The 20,310-nt window shown below is 67.4% G+C and carries 15 protein-coding genes; 6 read left to right on the top strand and 9 right to left on the bottom strand.

The features are described 5' to 3' along the window. The first annotated feature begins 2 nt into the window (after positions 1-2). The 4 genes from glcF to ACY65G_RS12005 are packed head-to-tail and all read left to right on the top strand — an operon-like array spanning position 3 to position 4,195. Positions 3-1,271 carry a glycolate oxidase subunit GlcF gene (gene glcF / locus ACY65G_RS12020; protein WP_464997577.1) on the top strand — a complete coding sequence of 423 codons (1,269 nt, stop codon included), beginning with the start codon at positions 3-5 and terminating at the stop codon, positions 1,269-1,271. Next, the gene (locus tag ACY65G_RS12015) at positions 1,258-2,058 is read left to right on the top strand and encodes a (Fe-S)-binding protein (RefSeq protein ID WP_464997576.1); all 801 of its coding nucleotides are present in this window, start codon (positions 1,258-1,260) and stop codon (positions 2,056-2,058) included. The genes glcF and ACY65G_RS12015 overlap by 14 nt, the downstream gene beginning before the upstream one ends. Further along, entirely contained in the window at positions 2,058-2,753 is a 696-nt protein-coding gene (locus tag ACY65G_RS12010) for a LutC/YkgG family protein (RefSeq protein ID WP_464997613.1), read from the top strand. Before ACY65G_RS12015 ends, ACY65G_RS12010 begins: the two co-directional genes overlap by 1 nt. Then, positions 2,750-4,195 carry a LutB/LldF family L-lactate oxidation iron-sulfur protein gene (locus ACY65G_RS12005; protein ID WP_464997575.1) on the top strand — a complete coding sequence of 482 codons (1,446 nt, stop codon included), beginning with the start codon at positions 2,750-2,752 and terminating at the stop codon, positions 4,193-4,195. The genes ACY65G_RS12010 and ACY65G_RS12005 overlap by 4 nt, the downstream gene beginning before the upstream one ends. A gap of 39 nt (positions 4,196-4,234) precedes the next feature. On the opposite strand, the gene ACY65G_RS12000 is transcribed toward ACY65G_RS12005, so the two are convergent. From ACY65G_RS12000 to ACY65G_RS11965, 8 genes are all read right to left on the bottom strand, one after another. Continuing rightward, the gene (locus tag ACY65G_RS12000; RefSeq protein ID WP_464997574.1) at positions 4,235-4,882 is read right to left on the bottom strand and encodes an NUDIX hydrolase; all 648 of its coding nucleotides are present in this window, start codon (positions 4,880-4,882) and stop codon (positions 4,235-4,237) included. Positions 4,883-5,508: 626 nt separating this feature from the next. Beyond that, positions 5,509-6,288: a ThuA domain-containing protein gene (locus tag ACY65G_RS11995; RefSeq protein WP_464997573.1), complete on the bottom strand. Its 780-nt coding sequence runs from the start codon at positions 6,286-6,288 to the stop codon at positions 5,509-5,511. A 19-nt stretch (positions 6,289-6,307) separates the two neighbouring features. Further along, on the bottom strand, positions 6,308-7,210 hold the full coding sequence (locus tag ACY65G_RS11990; RefSeq protein WP_464997572.1) for an alpha/beta hydrolase: 903 nt from the start codon (positions 7,208-7,210) through the stop codon (positions 6,308-6,310). Between the two features lie 2 nt (positions 7,211-7,212). Further along, the gene (locus ACY65G_RS11985; protein WP_464997571.1) at positions 7,213-10,233 is read right to left on the bottom strand and encodes a glycosyl hydrolase family 28-related protein; all 3,021 of its coding nucleotides are present in this window, start codon (positions 10,231-10,233) and stop codon (positions 7,213-7,215) included. 109 nt (positions 10,234-10,342) lie between these two features. After that, entirely contained in the window at positions 10,343-11,653 is a 1,311-nt protein-coding gene (locus tag ACY65G_RS11980; protein ID WP_464997570.1) for a gluconate:H+ symporter, read from the bottom strand. A 14-nt stretch (positions 11,654-11,667) separates the two neighbouring features. Next, positions 11,668-14,682 (bottom strand): TonB-dependent receptor plug domain-containing protein, encoded by a 3,015-nt coding sequence (locus ACY65G_RS11975; protein WP_464997569.1) that lies wholly within the window; start codon positions 14,680-14,682, stop codon positions 11,668-11,670. A gap of 106 nt (positions 14,683-14,788) precedes the next feature. Continuing rightward, positions 14,789-15,322: a gluconokinase gene (locus tag ACY65G_RS11970; RefSeq protein WP_464997568.1), complete on the bottom strand. Its 534-nt coding sequence runs from the start codon at positions 15,320-15,322 to the stop codon at positions 14,789-14,791. 370 nt (positions 15,323-15,692) lie between these two features. Next, positions 15,693-17,477, bottom strand: coding sequence for an HAD family acid phosphatase (locus ACY65G_RS11965; RefSeq protein ID WP_464997567.1), 1,785 nt, complete (start codon positions 17,475-17,477; stop codon positions 15,693-15,695). Between the two features lie 191 nt (positions 17,478-17,668). On the opposite strand from ACY65G_RS11965, the gene ACY65G_RS11960 reads away from it, so the two are divergent. Beyond that, positions 17,669-17,971: a hypothetical protein gene (locus ACY65G_RS11960; protein ID WP_464997566.1), complete on the top strand. Its 303-nt coding sequence runs from the start codon at positions 17,669-17,671 to the stop codon at positions 17,969-17,971. 121 nt (positions 17,972-18,092) lie between these two features. Next, the gene (locus ACY65G_RS11955) at positions 18,093-19,502 is read left to right on the top strand and encodes a GntP family permease (protein WP_464997565.1); all 1,410 of its coding nucleotides are present in this window, start codon (positions 18,093-18,095) and stop codon (positions 19,500-19,502) included. A gap of 25 nt (positions 19,503-19,527) precedes the next feature. Here ACY65G_RS11955 and ACY65G_RS11950 read toward each other — a convergent pair whose 3' ends face one another. Continuing rightward, positions 19,528-20,133 (bottom strand): hypothetical protein, encoded by a 606-nt coding sequence (locus ACY65G_RS11950; protein WP_464997564.1) that lies wholly within the window; start codon positions 20,131-20,133, stop codon positions 19,528-19,530. Positions 20,134-20,310 lie beyond the last annotated feature (177 nt).

Raw genomic sequence — 20,310 nt, 5'->3', positions numbered from 1 at the left:
CCATGCAGACCAATCTTGCTCCCCAATACCAGGGCACGCCCGAAGGACAGGAAGCGGAAGCGATCCTGCGCAGTTGCGTGCACTGCGGCTTTTGCACGGCCACCTGTCCAACCTATCAGTTGCTGGGCGACGAGCTCGATGGCCCGCGCGGGCGCATCTACCTGATCAAGCAGGTGCTGGAAGGCGCCGAAGCGGGACCGGGCACGCAGCTGCACCTGGACCGTTGCCTGACCTGCCGCAACTGCGAAACCACGTGCCCGTCCGGCGTGCAATATGGCCGGCTGCTCGATATCGGCCGCGGCATCGTCGAACGACAGGTGCCGCGCCCGGCCGCGCAGCGGGCCGCCCGCACGCTGCTGCGCGAAGCGCTGCCGCGCGGCTGGATCTTCAAGCCGGCGATGAAGGCGGGCCAGTTGCTGCGCCCCGTGCTGCCCGCGGCACTGCGCGCGAAGGTGGCGCGCGCCACGCCGCCGGGACAGTGGCCGCGAACCGGCCACGCGCGCAAGATGCTGCTGCTCGATGGCTGCGTGCAGCCGTCGATGGCGCCGAACATCAATGCCGCCACGGCGCGCGTGCTCGATGCGCTGGGCATCGAACTCGTGGTCGCGCCAAAAGCCGGCTGCTGCGGCGCCATCCGCTACCACCTGAACGACCAGGAGGGCGGGCTGGACGACATGCGCCGCAATATCGACGCGTGGTGGCCGGCGGTCGAATCGGGCGCAGAAGCGATCGTCATGACGTCGTCGGGCTGCGGCGTCACCGTCAAGGACTATGGCCACCTGCTGCGCCACGATGCCGCGTACGCGGCGAAGGCGGCCCGCATCTCGATGCTGACGAGGGACATCAGTGAAATCCTGTGCGGTTTCGAGGATGCGCTGGTGGCCCGCATCGACAGTATTCACGCCCGGTCGGTGGCATTCCACCCGCCATGCACGCTGCAGCACGGCCAGCAGATCCGCGGCAAGGTCGAGGGCCTGCTGCGCGCGGTGGGCGTGGACGTGCGGCTGTGCGCCGACAGCCACCTGTGCTGCGGCTCGTCCGGCACGTATTCGCTGCTGCAGCCGGAGCTGTCCGGCCAGCTGCGCGAGCGCAAGCTGGCGGCGCTGCACGCGACCGGGGCCGAAGAGATCGTGTCCGCCAATATCGGTTGCCAGAGCCACCTGCAAGGCGGCACCGGCACGCCGGTGGCGCACTGGATCGAGTTGCTGGACCGGTTGCTGCGGCAGTCCGGGACGTCATCGTCGAGCAGGAGGCAGCATGCAGCCGCGTGATGATCAGCGCACATATCCCGCCGTGCCGCCGACCGATGTCTACCTATTCGGCACGTGCGTCATCGACCTGTTCATGCCCCAGGCCGGCCTCGATGCGGTGCGCCTGCTGGAACGGGAAGGCATCGTCGTGCATTACCCGCGTGGCCAGAGCTGCTGCGGCCAGCCGGCCTGGAGCAGCGGCAATCCTGCCCAAGCGCGCGAAGTGGCGCTGGCTCAGATGGCATTGTTCCCGCACGACTGGCCGGTGATCGTGCCGTCCGGTTCCTGCGCCGGCATGATGCGCCACCACTGGCCGGCACTGTTCGGCGACGACCCGGCGCTCGCGCAGCAGGCGCGGCAGCTCTCCGGGCGGATCCATGAACTGAGCGAATTCCTGCTGCAGGTACTGCATGTGCGCTACCCGGCGCAGGCGCAGCCCGACGAGGACGTGGTGCTGCATACGTCGTGCGGGGCGCGGCGCGAGATGGGCACGCGTGTCCACGGCGTCGCACTCGTCGACGGCCTGCCCGGCGTGCGCCGGCTGGAACATGCGCGCGAATCCGAGTGCTGCGGCTTCGGCGGTACGTTCTGCCTGAAGCATCCGGACATTTCCGGCGCCATGGTGGCCGACAAGGTCTCTGCCGCCTGCGCCACCGGCGCGCGCCGCCTGGTTTCCGCCGACTGCGGCTGCCTGCTCAATATCGGCCACGCCGCTGCCGCGCAGGGCGCCCCGCTCGAGGTGGAGCACATGGCGAGCTTCCTGTGGCGCCGCGCGAACGGCGTGGCCGCCGGCGAGGAGGGCGCATGATGCACGCCCGCGAACGCATGCTGGGCCGGCTGCGCGCCGCCGCGCCGGCACCCGCGCAAGACGACGTGACAGTGCTCGACGACCGGATTGCCGCGCACTACGCGCACACGCACCATGTCCACGCGGCGCCGGAGCCCGGGCAGCTGGCGGATGCGCTGGAAAGCGCGCTGCGCGCCGCGCGTGCCGAGGTATTCCGGGCCGCGGCCGACGAATGGCCGGCCCTGCTCGCGGACAGGCTGGCGCGGCATGGCGTGAAACGCCTGCTGTGTGATATCGCGAGCCCCGAAGGCGCTAAGCTGGCCGGTGCATTGCCGGCGCAGGTGGAAGCGCTGCCGTTCCGCGGCCCGCTGGAGACGTGGAAGCCGGAACTGTTCGGCACTGTCGATGCAGGCTTCACGGTGGCGCGGTCGGGCATTGCTGCCACCGGCACGCTGGTTCTCGCACCGGATGCCGGCACGCCGCGCACCGTGTCGCTGGTGCCGCCGCTGCACGTGGCGCTCGTGTATGCCGGGTCGCTGCACGCCACACTGTTTGAAGCCGCGCTGGCCGAACGCTGGCGCGATGGCATGCCCACGAATCTGGTACTGGCGTCGGGGCCGTCGAAAACGTCGGACATCCAGCAAACGCTGGCCTTCGGCGCGCATGGGCCGCGCTGGATGTGGGTGGTGATCGTTACCGGAAGGAGCCGGGCATGAGCGTTCAATCGATGCATTTCGTCGCGCCGGAGGATTTCCACGGCAGGGCCCGCGCCGCGCTGGACGACCCGAAGCTGCGCGCGAGCTTTCGCGGCGCGATGGATTTCCTGCAAACGAAACGAAGCACGCAGTTCCCCGATGCGGAGGAGCTGGAACGCCTGCGCGACCTGGGCGAAGCGATCCGCCGGCATGCGCTGGCCAACCTGCCGCAACTGCTCGTGCAGCTCGAGGAAAAGCTGACGGCTGCCGGCGTGCACGTGCACTGGGCCGAGACGGGCGAGGAAGCCAACGCGATCATCGCGGGCATCGCCGGCGCGCACGGCGCCCGCAAGGTCATCAAGGGCAAGTCGATGGCCAGCGAGGAGATCGAGCTGAATCATTACCTGGCCGGGCGCGGCATCGAATGCATCGAATCGGACATGGGCGAATACATCGTGCAGATGGCGGGCGAGAAGCCGTCGCACATCGTCATGCCGGCGATCCACAAGACACGCGAGGATATCGGCACGCTGTTCGCGCGGCATATCCCGGGCACGCCTTACAGCGACGACGTCGACACGCTGATCCAGACCGGCCGCCGGGCCTTGCGCACGGCGTTCGCCGAGGCCGACATCGGTGTGTCGGGCGTGAATTTCGCCGCCGCCGACACGGGCACGCTGTGGCTGGTGGAAAACGAGGGCAATGGCCGGCTGTCGACCACGGTGCCCGACGTGCACATCGCCATCATGGGCATGGAAAAGGTGGTGGCGAAGCTGGAGCACATCGTGCCGCTGGCGAGCCTGCTGACCCGGTCCGCCACGGGGCAGGCAATCACCACCTACTTCAACCTGATTTCCGGTCCGCGCCGTCCGGGGGAGCTCGATGGCCCGCGCGAAATGCACCTGGTATTGCTGGACAACGGCCGCACGCAGGCCTATGCCGACGAGCAGCTGCGCGCCACGCTGCAGTGCATCCGCTGCGGCGCCTGCATGAACCACTGTCCCGTCTACGGGCGCATCGGCGGCCATGCGTACGGCACCACCTACCCGGGGCCGATCGGCAAGATCATTTCGCCGCACCTGCTGGGACTGGAAGCGACGGCCGACCTGGCCACCGCGTCCAGCCTGTGCGGTGCATGCGGGGAGGTGTGCCCCGTGCGGATTCCGATCCCGGCGCTGCTGGTGCGCCTGCGCACCGAGGCGAACCGGGACCCACGCGAGCAGGTCGCACACCCGCTCAAGGGGCAGGGCGCGAAATTCAGCCGTGGCGACCGGCTCGTGTGGCGGTTCTGGAGCGGCGCGTTCTCCCATCCTTCGGCCTACAAGGCGTTCCGTGCCGCGGCCACGCGCCTGCGCGCCCTGACGCCTTCCGCGCAGATGGGCTGGACCCGGCACCGCGCGCCTTTGACGCCGGCACGGCGCAGCCTGGCCGACCTGCTGCGCGAGCGGAACCAGCCGGAGTGAACCAGCGCGCGGCGTGCCGGCCGTGGAAACCGGCGGCGGTCAGCGCCGCTGCGCGTCGAACCACTCGCGCAGCGCCTTGATCACGGGGAAGTCGTTGTGGTGGCTTGCCACGCGTTCCAGCTGCGTCAGCGGCACGAGGTGCACGGCCTGCGTTTCCCAGCCCATCGCGGCCGGCGTGCCGCCGAGGCGGCGGGCGATGTAGTAGCGCGTGTAGGTCAGCGTGCGGCGCGAGTCGGCCAGGAAGGCCACGAGCTGCACGTGCAATCCTGCTTCCTCGAAAGCTTCGCGGATCGCTGTGCAATGCAGCCCGGCGCCCGTATCGGCGCAGCCTTTCGGGAACGTGGCGCTGTAGCCGCCGAAACGGTTCGACGGCGCGACGAGCCATACACGTCCGTCATCCTCGACGACGACGGCGCCGGCCGCGGCGGACATGCCTTCCGGCGGCACGAATGGCGGCTCTTCCAGCAGCGAGCGGTCGGCCAGCGCCGCCCACCCATCGGCCGTGTCCGGGGCCGACGTCCAGGGCGCCAGCGGGATGCCGTTCAGGGCGTCGGGCAGGGGGCCGTTCGGTACCACGGTGGCGAGGCGGGCCGGCTCCTGCCATGAAGCGGGCGTGGTCGGCACGGTGGGAATGCGGATGACGACGGGGTTGCCATCGTCGTCAGGGCAGGGGTGTAATCGGGCCATCGGTTGCGCGCTTGGTAAAAGTGGATCTCCAGGGGCAGATGGTAGCGCAAACGATTCATAATAACGATAACTAAAAGAAAATTATCGTTCTATCGGCAAAATTCAAAAAACTGGGGACGTACCCTGGTTTTGGGGAAAGTTTCTCGAAAAACGGGGGGCGTAGCCGGGGTTTCAAGAAGCCTGGCTTCTTGCCGGCGCAGCGATGCTGGCTTACCAGCCAGCATTCCTTACGCCCCCATTTCTTGGAAGTTGTCCGATAAAATGGGGCCGTAGCCGGGGTTTCAAGAAGCTTTGCTTCTTGCCGGCGCAGCGATGCTGGCTTACCAGCCAGCATTCCTTACGCCCCCATTTCTTGAAAGTTGCCCGATAAATGGGGGCGTAGCCGGGGTTTCAAGAAGCTTTGCTTCTTGCCGGCGCAGCGATGCTGGCTTACCAGCCAGCATTCCTTACGTCCCCATTTCTTGAAAGTTGTCCGATAAATGGGGGCGTAGCCGGGGTTTCAAGAAGCTTTGCTTCTTGCCGGCGCAGCGATGCTGGCTTACCAGCCAGCATTCCTTACGCCCCCATTTCTTGAAAGTTGCCCGAAAAATGGGGTACGTCCCCATTTTTCGAGCAACTTTTTTCGGCTAGCGGTGGGGAGCCTGCTCCTTGCCTGCCTGACCCTTGCCGGTCACTGCCCAGTAGATCCCGCCCATCAGGTGCCCCAGGTATTGCGGATCGCGGTACATCTCGCCGTTGTGCCCGAGCGTGGTGACGAACACGCGGCCTTTTTCCACGTGGTGGTACCAGGCGATCGGGTGATCCGGGCCCATGCCCTGCACGGATTGCCCCGGCCAGATCTTCGTGGGGTCGTAGCTGCTTTCGTCGACGCCCAGCACCGTGTTGATCTTCACGTTGTACGGATTGGTGGTCACGTAGAACTCGTCGCTCCAGATCCACCGCTCGGGCAGGCCGAAGGTGGCCGGGAAAGCCTTGTCGACGACGGTGACGACACCGGTCTGCAGCATCGGATGGGGGCCCACGCTGCGGCCCACCAGCTTCTCGTACCATACCCAGCCGTTCGGAGGCGTGATCGCGGCGCGGTGCACGACGACAGCGTTGCCGCCGCCGCGCATGTAGGCCTCGAACTTCGCGCGCTGTGCCGGGTTCAGTTCCTCGCCCGGCGTGTTCAGGAACATCACGGCGCCATACTGCTGCAGGTCGCCGTCGAACACGGCGGGCTTGTTCGTGTACGTGAACTCGAACGAATGCAGTTTTGCCAGCCGTTCCAGGCTGTCGCGGGCGATCGGGATGTATTCGTAGTGGTACTTGCCGGGCGTGGCCAGCACGAGCAGCTTGAACTGGCTGTCGGCATGGCTGGCGCCGGCGGCCAGCAGCGCGGCGGCGGCCGCAAGGGTTTTCAGCATGACATTCATTGATTGCCTTTCATGGTGCGGGCACGCCTTCCGGCGCAAGGTCGCCACGGCGGGGGACCAGCCAGCCGCCGTCGGCCAGCCAGTCGGACAGCCGGTCGGGCCAGTGCTGCAGCGAGATGCGCTCGCCGCGCTGGCCCACGTTGAACGCGTGGTCGGTATCGGCATACAGGTGCAGCTCGGCCGACACGCCGGCCGCCACCAGTTGCTGGTACAGCGCGATGGTGGGCGGCATGCAGCACGTGTCGCGCGAACCGGCCACCAGGAAGGCCGGCGGCGCTCCCTTCACCGCCCGCGCCGGCACGCCCAGCGGGCCGGGGTAGACCAGCACCTGGAAGTCCGGCCGGGCACTGGCGCGGTCCACCGCATCGCGCGCAGCGAAGCCGGCCGGCTCGGGATTGTCGGCCACGAGCGAGACCAGTTCGCCGCCCGCCGAAAAGCCCATCACGCCGACACGGGCCGGATCGACGCCGTACTCCGCCGCGTGCGTGCGCACCCAGCGCACGGCGCGCCGCAGGTCCGCCGCGCCATCGCCCTCGATCGAATACGTGGACCCTTCGTCGCGCGCCAGCCGGTATTTCAGCACGAATGCGGTAACACCGATGCGGTTCAGGTTCTTTGCCGCGGCCACGCCTTCGTTTTGGAACACCAGCATGCGGTGTCCGCCGCCGGGCACGACGACAACGGCAGCCCCGTTCGCGTGCCGCGGATCGGCACGCAGCACCGTCAGCGACGGATCGTGCACGTTGCTGAAGTAGACGCCATCCTTCACGGTCTCCGGCTCGCCACGACGCTTTTCCGCACCCGGCGCGCCGTCCGGCCACAGCGGAAAGGAACCTTGCTGGGCCAGCGCGCACGAGCAGGCCAGTGAGCAGGCCAGCGCCAGCAGAAGAGGGGAGAGGAGTTTCGGCAGCATGGTCAGATCCGCGTCGAATACAGGCTGTGGTGCGTGAGGATGTACAGCGTGCGTTTGTCCGCACCGCCGAAGATCAGCTGCAGCGGACGTTCCGGCACGTCGATGCGGCCTGTCTGCCTGCCATCCTTGCCGTAGACGAACACCTGGCCATTCGCCACGTACACATTGCCGTCACCATCCACCGCCGCGCTTTCGCCGCCCCGATCGGCCACCTGCTTCAGGTCCGTCAGCGCGCCACCGGCACCCACGACGCCACTGAACGTGCGGTTCTCGGAGCCGTTCGTGAATACCACGCGCTCGCCGATCCGGCCCGTCACGAAGCCGTGGGTATTCAGCGCATCCGACCAGCGCCAGCCCAGGTGGTCCGGCGCACCCTGGCGCAGCACGCGGTAGGCCGGCAACGCCAGCGAGCCGTCCGGCGACACGTATTCCCGCGCCTTCGGTACGGCCACGTCGCGGGCGAACATCTCGGCCAGCGTGGTGAATTCGTAGGTTTCAGGGTTCAGCTGGTCCCTGAATTCACCGTTCTGCCAGAAGTTGACGGGTACCGCCACACGCGCCGCCGTCCGGCCGGCAACGGGTGTCGGCTCGATCATTTTGACCTCAAGGCCTGGCGTGCCGGGCTTGAACGCGTACACGGAGGCCTGCGGGCCGTAAGACGACTGCACCAGCACATTGCCGCTGCCGTCGATCGCCAGGTTGACCGGGTCGAGCGGCGCATCGCGCACCACTTCCAGCCCGCGTTCCTCGCTGTAGGCGTGGATACGGCGCCAGTGGCGGTCGACGAAGTACAGCTTGCCCGCGGCATCCACGGCGGCGCCGGCGATCGACCAGAAGCCGGTCTCCAGCTTTTCAACCTTGCCCTGCGCGGGCGGCGCTTCCTTCTGCGTGCCGGTGTAGTCGAGCACCGCGAACTCGCGCTCGCGCACGTCGATCCTGTTCGTCACGTCGCGGATCGCGTTTTCATACGGGTACTTCGACGCGCGCAGGTAGGTGGTGCAGCCGTTGTCGTCGCACGTGGAAAAGCCGCTTTCGCCATTCACGTGCACGTTGCGGAAGCGGATGTCGGATGAACTCGAGATCGTCACCGCGGCCGGCATGGGCTTCAGCGAGCGTGTCACGCGATAGCCGTGGTAGTTCGCGAACAGCACGTTCTTCGAGTTGCGGATCTCGAGCGAGACCGCGTCCATCCCATCGCGTACTTCCTCCTCCGTCTGCGGCGCGAGGAATTCCCAATTCTCCACGCCGTCGAGCACGATCTCGGCGCGCACGTGGTGCTCGGCCGACAGCTCGTACACGTGGCCGGGCGTCTTCGTGTTGGTGACGTAGAAGCCGGCCTGTGCGTAGCCGCTCGGCGACCAGATGCCGGAGAACGTACCGCCGCCGCCGTCCGTCACCCACACGCTCGGATACTGGCGGTCCCAGTGGGCGGTGGTGTCGAATTTCGCATCCTTCTTGTACGGGTCGGCGCGGCTGCCGTCGTACAGGCGCGTGCCATGGCCGCCCTGGATGCGCACGTCGTCGACGAGCGACCGTTCGCCGGCGCGCCACAGCAGGGCGACGGCGCGCTGGTTGACTTCTCCCGTGGCCAGGCCGATGCCGGACACGATCGCATCGCCGCCGCGCGCGCTTTCCACCAGTGCCACCGGGGTGCCGATGCCCTGGTACTTCCGCGAACCGTTCTGGATCAGCAGCTGCGTCAGGCCCGGGTGCAGGCCGACCAGCACCGTGTCGGGCTTCAGGCGGATCGTGTCGCTGACCACGTAGAAACCCAGCGGCAGGTACACCACGCGGTGGCTGTCGATGGCTTTCTGGATGGCCGCCGTATCGTCGGTGTTGCCGTTGCCGGCCGCGCCCAGCGTCTTCACGTTGACCCAGTCCTTCGACGGGGGCAGCAGGCGCAGCGCGCGGTCACGGGCCGGCACGGCGGCGGGCAGGCTGGACGTCTTGTAGTTCGTGGCGAACTTGCCCGGCTCGCCGAGCTTGTCCAGCGTGAGGCCATGGTTGAATTCGTCGACCCGGTAGTTGCGGCCCTTGCCTTCGAGGGCCTTGCCGCTGTCGCGGAAGCGGGCGAACACGGGTACGTTGTTCGCAATGGCGTTCTCGAAGCCGACCTGCGTGTACACATTGTTCTCGTTGCTGACGATGAGCGCCGCCTTTGACACGTTCTCGAAGCGCACATCCTTGCCCCACAGCCAGTCGCCGTATCCCCGGTTGATTTCCACGCCGACGGGCGTGTCGCGGATGTCGACGTTGACCATCGTCAGGCCGGCCTCGTGCTCGCGGATCGCCGCGTCGCGCTGGCCCTCGAACGTGGAATCGAGCAGCGTGAACTGCCATGCCGGCGACGTCTTCTCGGCCAGGATGCCGTAACGGCCGCCGTAGAAGCGCAGGTTGTAGGCCACGTTGCCGACATGGTAGACGCCGGCCAGGCCCGAGCCGATGTGGAAGTCGATGTGCGACAGGTTCGAGTGCTGTGCCGTATGCATGCGCACCGCGGCCGCGGCCGGATTGCCCGCGCCGATCTCGAAGTCCACGTTCGACAGCGCCGAGTAGAACGTCGACGAGTTGGCGTCGCGCACCGGCTTGTTCTTCGGGTCGAACGGCACGGCGCTCGGCACCGGCATCGGCACCTTGCCCACGCGGTACTGGTCTCCGCCGGTGAAGATCACCATGTTCGCCACGCCTTTCTGGAAGCCGGGCGTCTTCGGCGCCAGCACGAACACGGGGCGGGTGGGCCCCACGCCATACACGCGCACGGCCAGCGGGATCGTCAGCGTGCGCGTCAGCCGGTAGCGGCCGGACGGCAGGAAGACGATGCCACCCTGTTCATCGTTCGCCGCCTTGTCGAGCGCCGCCTGGATCGCCGCGGTGTCGTCCGTCGTGCCATCGCCTTTCGCTTTCGCCACTACGGCGCGCGGGTCTTCCGGCATCACCTGGTAAGCGGACACCGATGCCGCCTGCGCCGCCGTTGCCGCCAGTGCGGTCGCCAACGCGGTCGTCAATATGAGCTGGGTCTTCAATGCTTGTCTCCTGTTGTTATATGCCAGTTTTTGTGGTCGAGCCTGTGTTGCCGGCCTATAGCCCGGCTGCCAGGCACCGGGACACGGGCTCAGCAGTAATTCGCGACGGTCAGCCCACGGCCGCCGACAGCAGCAGCACGAACACCAGCCCGAACGTGCCGACGAGCGTTTCCATCAGCGTCCACGAGCGGAACGTGTCCCGCAGCGACAGCCCGAAATACTCCTTGAACATCCAGAACCCCGAGTCGTTCACGTGGCTGCACATCAGGCTGCCGGCGCCGACGGCAAGCACCATCAGGTTCGGGTCGACGCCCGTGCTGTGCACGAGCGGTTCGACGATCCCCGCGGCCGTCACGCCGGCCACCGTGGCCGAGCCGAGGCAGATGCGGATCAGCGTGGCGACCAGCCAGCCCAGCACCAGCGGCGGCACGGGCGTGTCCGCCAGCAGCGCGCCGAGCTGCGCGCCGACGCCGGTTTCGACGAGCACCTGCTTGAGCGCGCCGGCACCGGCGATGATCAGCAGGATCGGCGCGATCTCCCGCATCGCCTCGCCGGGCCCCTGCATCACGCGGGCCAGGTTCCAGCCGCGTGCCAGCCCGAGCGTGACGATGGCCACGGCATACGACAGCAGCATCACGATCAAGGGGTTGGACAGCACGGCCAGTGATGGCGCGAGCGTCGGGCGAGCCATCGTCAGCAATGTCGTCGCGCCCAGCAGCACTACCGGCAGCAGCGCCGTGGCAAAGCTGTTGAACACGCCCGGCAGCTCGCTTTCCGGCACGTCGGCGCTGCGGAAGATCTGCGCGGGTTCGCCGCGGATGCGCTTCAGGGTCGTGGCGAACACGGGGCCGGACAGGATCAGCGTGGGGATCGCCACGATCAACCCATACAGCAGCGTGGTGCCCATGTCCGCATGCACGGCCGCCACGAGCGCCACGGGCGACGGGTGCGGCGGCAGGAAGCCGTGGGCGATCGACAGCCCGGCCAGCACGGGAATGGCCAGCGCCACGGCGGGGCGCCCGGACTGGTAGACGAGCGAGAAGATCAGCGGCACCAGCAGCACGAAGCCCACGTTGTAGTACAGCGGGATGCCGACGACGAAGCCGGTGATCGTCAGCGCCACGGGCAGCCGGCGCGGCCCCAGCGATGCGATCAGGCAGGTGGCGATGCGCCGCGCGGCGCCGCTGTCGGCGATCAGCTTGCCGAATACGGCCCCCAGGCAGATGGTCACCACCAGCGAGCCGAGCAGGTCGCCGATGCCCTTCTCGATCATCGCCGGGATGCGCGCCGGCGGAACCCCCAGCAGCAGGGCGGCCACCAGTGCCGCCACCACGAAGGCCAGCAGCGGCTGGACCTTGCCCCAGGCGATCAGCACCGTCAGCAGGCCGACCGCCAATAGTACGGACAGCAGATTGAACACGTCGCCGCCGCCGATCAGTAGGTGCCGCGCAGGCCGATGCGGTAGGTGCGGCCTACCACGTCATACAGGGTGGGATTGATGGCGAAGCTGGCATTGGCCTGCGGCGCCGGTTCCGGATCGCGGTCGGCCAGGTTGTCGATCTTGAAGTACACCTGCAGCTGCTTGTTGAAGTTGTAGCTGCCGCCGAAGTCCACGTAGGTCGCGCCCTTCATCTTGTTGTCGTAGATCGTCGGGTGGATGATCGTCGATGTCGGGCAGTTCGTCTGGCACTCGATGAACTCGTTGTTGTACACCCCGTCGGAGAACCAGCGCTCGCTCAGCGTGAAGCTCATCTTGTCGTTCTCCCACGTCTGCTGCGCCAGCGCCTTCCACTTCGGCGTGCCGCCCAGGTTGACGCCCGCACCCTCGGCGGGAATCGTGCCGACCACGCCGGTGTTGGTGATGAAGTTCAGCGTGCGCGTCGCCAGGCCGCGCACCGTGAAGCGGCCCGGCAGGTTCAGCTTCGCCAGGTTCGTGCGGTATGCGGCTTCGATATCCACGCCCTTCGTTTCCAGCGACGCGAGGTTGAAGTTCTGCAGCGTTACGGAGTTGTTGCCCGGGCTGTTCAGCACCAGCGCGCCGCAGATTTCCTGGTTGCCGGCCACGCACAGGTCGACTTCCTGCTGGGCGGTCAGTGCCGAGACCACGTCGGTGACCTTGATGTCGAAGTAGTCGACGGAAGCCGAGAAGCCCGGTGCCCACGACGGCTGCGACAGGATGATGCCGAACGAATTGTTGCGGGCGACTTCCGGCCGCAGGTTCGTGTTGCCCACGGTGCGCTGCTGCACGGAGATCGTGTCGCCCTGGTATTGCACCACGTTGTTGACGACCACCGGCGCCGCGAACAGCTCGGAAAGGTTGGGTGCCCGCACGTCCTTCGACGTGACGGCACGCAGCCGCAGGCCGTCGACCGGCGTTTGCCAGGTGGCGCCCGCCTTCCACGTGTTCACGCTGCCCGCCGTGCTGTATTTCATCGGCCGGTCGGCCAGGTTCAGGTTGATCTCGCCCCAGGTGTCGGACTTCAGCAGCGGCACGTTCAGTTCCAGGTAGGCTTCGCGCACGCTGTAGCTGCCGTCGCCGTTGTGGTAATTGCCCGCGTACCAGTTGTTGCCGACGATAGTGTTCAGCAGCGGATCGGCCGGATAGGCGGAGGTGTTGGGCGACAGCTCGTCCACGCCGGCGCCGTAGGCGTCGCCGCGCACCTGGTACTTCTCGCGGCGGTATTCGGCGCCGAACGCCATCAGGATGGGGCCGGCCCAGCCTTCGAACGCTTCGCCGTTCATGTTGACGCTGGCCACGTCCTGGCTTTGCGTCGTGTACTGGCGCGGCCCGTTCAGCGGCGCCACGTAGGTCCAGGCGCCCGGCGAGATCGGGTTGTTGCCGATGATGTTGACCGGCACGCAGCCCGAGGCGGCGGCGACCGGATTGCGGCAGGCGACGCTGCCGTTCGGCAGGCGCACCGCGTCGATGGCCGCGTTGTAGCGGGCGTTCAGCGTGATGTCGTGCACGTTGATGTTGGTGGTGTTCTCGCCGCGTGTCACGTAGGCGTCGTACGACCATTCCTTGCCGAACAGGGGGATCTTGCCGTCCGCGCCGATCACGAAGCGGCGCTGCGTGCGCGTGGGGTGCACGTTGATGTTGGCCGGGAAGTTCGCGTTGGCCGTGCCGTACTGGAAGCTGCTGATATTGTTGGCCGCGCATGCCGCCTGGATGGCGGCGGGCACGAACGCGTTGTCGCACTGGATCGTCAGGTTGGCGTTCTTGGCCGCGCCCGGGTTGGGCGAGAAGTGCGACTTCACCTGGGCCCAGTTCATCGTGAAGTAGATCTCGTTGTCCGGGTCCAGGTCCCACGACACGCGCGTGTAGGCCACCTTGCGCTTCAGGTCCATCGCCAGGTTCGTGCCGGCCCCCACGCTGCCGGACAGGTCGCCGCCGATGCAGAACGGATTCACGCAGTTCGTGACGGCGCCGGTGCCGGTGGGTACGCCGCCGGAACCGTACTGGAACTGGTACGGCACGCCGCCCTGGCCGAACGCGGTCCCCTGCAGCGGGCCGTTGGTGATCAGGCCATACTTCGCATACTGGTACTGCTGCGCGTGGTGGATCACCGTGTACTGGGGGCGGCCGTCGGTCGTCTGCGCCAGCGGGCGGATCTGATAGGCCGAGTTCTGGAACCAAGTGCGGCCGTTCGGGCCCACTTCGCCGAAGCCCGGCGAATCGATGCCGTTCTCCTTCATGAATTCGCCGGACAGCGTGACGTGCAGGCGGTCGCCCGCGAAGCTGCTGCCCCACGCGGCCTGCAGCGTGCCGTGCTCGTCGTCGTGGTACTTGGTCTGGCCGCCTTCGGCGTTGAACTTGAATCCCTTGAATTTCTTGTCGGTGATGAAGTTGACGGCACCGCCGATCGCATCCGAGCCATACGACGCGGAGGCGCCGCCCGTCACCACGTCCACGCGCTTGACGAGCAGTTGCGGGAACTGCGAGACGTCGGTCACGCCGGTCACGTTGGCGCCGACCACGCGCTGGCCGTCGAGCAGCGTGAGCGTGCGGATCGTGCCGAGGCCGCGCAGGCTCAGCGAGCTGAGGCCCTGGATGCCGCTGCTGGTGCTGTTGGTGCTGGTGGTGCGGCCCGTGCTGCCTTGCAGGGCGGGCAGTTCGGCCAGCGTGTTGAACAGGTTCGGCTTGGCGGCGCGTTCCAGGTCCGCCGTCGACAGGCTCGTGGTGGGCGTCGGCTGCGTGAAGCCGCGGGCGGCGATGCGGGTGCCGGAAATCTGCACCACGGTGGTAGGGGCGGATGCGGCTTCGGCCGGCGCCTGCTGCATGCTCGCTTGCGTGCTCGCCTGCGTCTCGTCCTGCACGGGTGCCGGGGCCACTTCATCGGCAGGGCTCGTAGTGGCGCCGGCCTGCTGGGCGTATCCCGGCACGGCCAGCAGCGCGCAGGCGCTGGCGACGGCGAGGTTGATCAGGGTTCTCTGGGTTGGATTGCGCATGCTGGTCTCCATTCTTCTGATGAGCGGCGCGCTGCCCGGACGGCGGGCGCGGCCCCATTGCGACGGCTGTTCGTGAATCTGATGCCGTCCGTTCAGCCTTGCTTGTTCACTTCAGGGTGATGATCCGTTCCACCAGTTCCGCCGGTGGCAATGCGATGTCGAGCCGCAGGCCGCCTTCGTCGTCCGCCAGCGGTTCCAGGTCGCGCAGCTGGCTGTCCAGCAATGCCGGCGGCATGTAGTGGTCCGTACGCTTGCCGAGGCGGTCCGCGATCAGCTCGCGCGGGCCCTGCAGGTGGACGAAGCGCAGGCCGGGGTCGGCCTGGCGCAGCAGGTCGCGGTAGCGGCGCTTGAGTGCCGAGCACGACACCACCAGGCCAACGCCCCGTTCGCGCGCATTACCGATCTCATCGGCCAGCGCCTGCAGCCAGCCGGCGCGGTCGTTGTCGTCCAGCGGGAAGCCGGCGGACATCTTTGTCACGTTTTCGGCCGGATGAAACTTGTCGCCCTCGATGAAAGGGGTGCCGAGCCGGTTGGCCAGCTCCGTGCCGACCGTGCTCTTGCCACAGCCGCAGACACCCATCACGACCCACCGGGCCGCGGGAGTGGAAGAAGTCGGCGGCGGGGGACTTGCTGGGGTCATTGAGGTCTCCGGGTTAATTGATTGGCTAGTTAGCGCTATCATCACGCCGTCCGCCATGACACGTAAAGCGCTTATTTGTGCTGCAGTGCAGCACGAAAAGTCCAACTGTCGCCTGCAACCGGCGGCCATGGGTTGTCAGTCCCCTCTGAACACGCGGCAAAACCTGATAGCGCTATCAGTTGTGCGCAGCGCAAATGCGCTGTGGTGAATGTGGTTTTTGCAACACGCGAGGGCGATGAGGAACCGAAGCGCAGGAACATTGCCAAGAACCGGGGGCGGACCGGATCGCCGGACCGCCCGGTTTTTGGCAACATTTCCTGGCATTGGGGTCTGACCCCGGTTTGGCATTGGGGTCTGACCCCGGTTGGTGCTAGTCGATCGTCAGCACGACTGGACAGTGGTCGGAAAATTTGTGACGGGTTGCCGTGGGAGCATCGAACGTGAGGCGCGAATAGGTGAGCCGGCCCAAGGCGGCGAGCGAGCGGCTGACGAGGATATTGTCGATCGCGGCTGGCGGGTGGCGGTCCAGCGGGGAGCAGCGCACGTGGGCCTGGCCGGCGGTGGCGCGCAGCAGCACGGCGCCCTCCGGCTTGCCGTCGCTGAGTGCCTGGAACACGGCGTCGGGCCGCGCCTCGTCCGCGCCGGCGGGCAGGCCGGCATCCAGTTCGAGGCGCCGGTTGAAGTCGCCCAGCACGGCGAAGCGTGCCTGTTCCGCCGCGCGGGCATCGATCCACCGTTCCAGCACGGGCACCTGCCTGCGCAGTGCGGCGCATGGCGTGGACGGCGGCGCATCCGCCAGCGACCCGGCGAAGCAGCCGCTTTTCAGGTGCACGGCCAGCAGGCGCACGGCGCGCGGCGTGCCCGGGTACAGCGTGATGTCGGCGCCGGAGCGCGTGGCGCCGTCGATGTCCAGTTCCTTCACCTCCGGATGGCAGGCGTGGGGAATGCCGCTGCGCACGGCGAAGCCGACTTTTTGCGGATGCGCGCGCGACGTGAAGCAGGCAAGCTGCCAGCCGTCGCGGAAGACGGTGGCCGCCGCTTCCGGCCCGTCGACCTCCTGCAGGGCCACCACGTCCGCCGGGATGCGGCGTGCCACGTCGGCCAGCGCATCGAAGTCGGCGGCCACGCGACGGGGCAGGGGCGGGCGGTCCTTGCTGCACGGGATGGCGCGCGCATGCGACGGCGGCGAGCCCGGGGTGCAAGTCGCCTTCAGCGCATCGTGGGTGGCCGTCGTCATCAGCCATTCCATGTTCCACGTCGCCAGCGACAGGCGCTCGCCGGCAGGCAGGGCGGCACTGTCCAGCGCCGCGTACTGGCCGTCGAGGGACCCCAGGCGTTCCATCCACGAGCCGTACATCGGGTTGGGAATGACGAACCAGCGCCGGCCGATCTCGGCTTCGGCCAGCTTCGCCAGTTCGCGCTCGCGCGCATGCAGCGCATGGGCCTGGGCCGGCGAAACGAAGTCGCGCATGTCGTCGCCGACGAGCATCACGATGCGGTGCGTCGCCGCCACCAGCCGGCGGCGCGAAGTCTTGTCGGTGCGCCACTCCGGCCGCTCGCCCTTGAGCAGGAAGGCATCCGGGTCGCCGGCACGCGGAAAGCCCAGCCTGGCCATGTTGGCCATCGTGTCCGCCTTCGCCTTGCACGGGCTTTGACCGGATTGTTCGCCAGCCACGCATTCGCGGTTCGTCACGTAGAAGATGTGCGCGCCCGCCTTGTCCACCGCCCTGGCGAAATCCAGCGCGCCCGGCACCGCCACGGCATTGCGCAAGCCGATCCAGCGTGCCCACGCGGCTTCGTCGAACTGCGCGCCGTCGCTGACCATCCACGCTTCGAACGGGCTGTTGTCGAGCATCGTTTCATCCACGTCGACGATGACGGCGGGCGGCAGGGCGCTGGTGTCCACGCCCTGCTGTTCGAGCGCGGCGCTGCCCGGCGCGGCGATCGCCTGTTTCAGCATGCCGGTGGCCGAGCGGAAGATCGACAGCGTGGCCAGCCGCGCTTCCGGCGCCTGCTGCATCCACAGCACGCTGGCCAGGAGTTCGCGCTGTTCGACCGGCGGCGGCGCGGCGGCGGCGGGCAGCGGAAGCAAGGACGCGAGCGGAAGCAAGGACGCCAGCACGAGGGTGGCGCGCAACAATATCGGGGCAGGCATTGCATCTCCGTTGACGTTGAAATGGCGAGATGCTGGGGGCAGCACGCCGGAATGTCCAGTACCGCGCCGCAGGCAAGCCGGCGGGACGACTATACGCCGGAGGACGGCCGCGAAATCTGGCACATTGTCACTGCGCAGCGGGCCGGCACGGTGCTACCATGGCGTTTCGCCGCGACCGCCCGGAGACCATCATGAAAAGCACGATCGACAGCCATACCGCAAGCCCGTTTTCGACCCGCAAGATGTTGCGCGTGCTGCTCGTGACGGGCGCGTTGCTGCTCGTGCCGCTGGTGTCGATGCTGCTCGGCGGCGCATTCGACTGGGGCGTCTTCGATTTCGCGGCCGCCGCACTATTGCTGGCCGGGACCGGCCTGGCGCTGGAACTGGCGCGGGCGAAATTGCGCACGGGCCGCGCGCGTGCCTTCGCAGCGGCCGCGATCGTGCTGGCCCTGTTGACGGCCTGGGCGGAACTGGCGGTCGGCATCTTCCACTGACCGGTCATTTCCGGGCTGCGCGCGCACGAAGTAGCTTGCTGCCTGCAAGCGGCTTCGTGTGCGCGCAGCAAAGCCGGGAATTCGTTAGCATGGCGGCTTGCCAACCCGACAATAGCCGCCCATGTCCTTCCTGATCGTCCTTGCCGCCCTGGCTTTCCTCATGTTCGCCGCCTACCGCGGCTACAGTGTGATCCTGTTCGCTCCCGTGGCCGCCCTGGGCGCCGTGCTGCTGACGGAGCCCGCCGCCGTCGCCCCCGTCTTTTCCGGCATCTTCATGGACAAGATGGTGGGCTTCGTGAAGCTGTACTTCCCCGTGTTCCTGTTGGGGGCCGTGTTCGGCAAGCTGGTCGAGATGGCCGGCTTTTCCCAGTCGATCGTGCATGCGGCGATCCGCTACATCGGCAGCACGCGCGCCAACGCGGTGATCGTGGCCGTGTGCGCGCTGCTCACGTATGGCGGTGTGTCGCTGTTCGTCGTGGTATTCGCCGTGTATCCGTTCGCCGCGGAGCTGTACCGGCAGAGCGGTATCCCGAAGCGGCTGATGCCGGGCGCGATCGCGCTGGGCGCGTTCTCCTTCACGATGGATACCCTGCCCGGCACGCCGCAGATCCAGAACATCATCCCGACCACGTTCTTCCAGACCACCGGCTGGGCCGCGCCGTCGCTCAGCGTCGTCGGCGCGATCGCCACGGTCATTGCCGGCCTGGCCTACCTGGAATGGCGCCGCAAGTCCGTGATGGCGACGGGTGAAGGCTATGGCGAGGACGATGGCAAGGGAGCGGTAAAGGATGGCGGTCCCGGTGCGGCCGACCTGCCGCACCCGCTGCTGTCGGTGGCGCCGCTGGTGCTGGTGGGCGTGGCGAACTTCGTGCTCACCGCCGCCATCGCGAAGTGGTACGGCACCAGCTACACGCTGACCTCGGATCTGCTGCCGGGCCTGAAGGCACCCGTCGAAACACCGATCAAGACGGTGGTCGGCATCTGGGCGGTGGAGGGCGCGCTGCTGCTGGGCATCCTGCTGGTGTGCGTGACAGCCTTCAAACGCATTCGCGCATCGTTTGCCGAAGGCACCAAGACGGCCGTCGGCGGTGCGCTGCTCGCGGCAATGAACACGGCGTCCGAATACGGCTTCGGCGGCGTGATCGCCGCGCTGCCGGGCTTCATTGCCGTCAGCGAGGCGCTGCGCAAGATTCCCGATCCGCTGGTCAACGCGGCGATCTCGGTCACCACGCTGTCCGGCATTACGGGCTCCGCCTCGGGCGGGATGAGCATCGCGCTGGCCGCGATGGCGGACAGCTTCATCGCCGGCTGCAACGCCGCCGGCATCCCGCTCGAAGTGCTGCACCGCGTGGTCGCGATGGCCAGCGGCGGCATGGATACCCTGCCGCACAACGGCGCGGTGATCACGCTGCTGGCGGTCACCGGGCTGACGCACAAGCAGTCTTACAGGGATATTTTCGGGATCACGATCATCAAGACGCTGGCCGTGTTCTTCGTGATCGCCGTGTATTACATGACCGGGCTGGTCTGAACGCGCCCGGCCGCACTGCCGGGCTTCAGCGCGCCGCCGTCGCCGGTGCCGCGGCCTTCAGGTCGGCGATGAAGCTGGCGAAGATCGTGTCCATCGCCAGCTTCGTCGATTGCTGCACGGCGTTCTTCATGCCGAACGGCCCGGCAAAGAACATCTTCGCGCCCTGCGTGCCGCCCGAGGCCTTGTAGGTCTTCCTGAACGTTTCGCCCTGCGCATTGCGCACGCTGATCGCCAGCTCCACATGGGCGCCGTGGTCCTCGAACGTGTACTTCTGCAGGTCGAAGACCAGCGTGCTGGCATTTGCCGAGTTTTCGTCGCCCGCCTTCTTCAGCGGCCCGAGCGCCGCGACCACGTCGGCCGACTGCATCGTGGCGTCGAGCACCTTGCCGAATTCGACGACCCACACGTGGGCATAACCGACCGTGGCGGAGCGGAACTCGTAGCGGTGCCCCTGCGTGGCCGCCGGCAGGAAATACTGGTCGGGCGCCTTGGCCGGGGGCAGGGTGACCGTGCCCTTGTTCTTGGCCAGGTACTGGCCGTAGTCGTCGGCGATCGGGTGCTGGATCGAGCAGCCGGTCAGTGCGAGGACGGCGGCGGTGGCGGCAACGGCGAGGATGCTGCGCTTGGACATGTGGGCTCCATGGGTCTTGTATGAAGCTGGTGATTATAGGAGCCACAGGAAGTTTGGCAACTTCATCGATGACAGTCGCGATGCCGGACGCGCCATCCAAGCAACAGCCTCAGCCGTGTGCCACCGCCGCCGGATTGCGATAGAATCACCCGCAGCCTGAAATCGTTGTCAAAAACT

The sequence above is a fragment of the Pseudoduganella sp. jia 12 genome (assembly GCF_055502675.1).
Note: the sequence above shows the minus strand (reverse complement) of the source record. Positions and strands in the feature narration are given on the sequence as shown.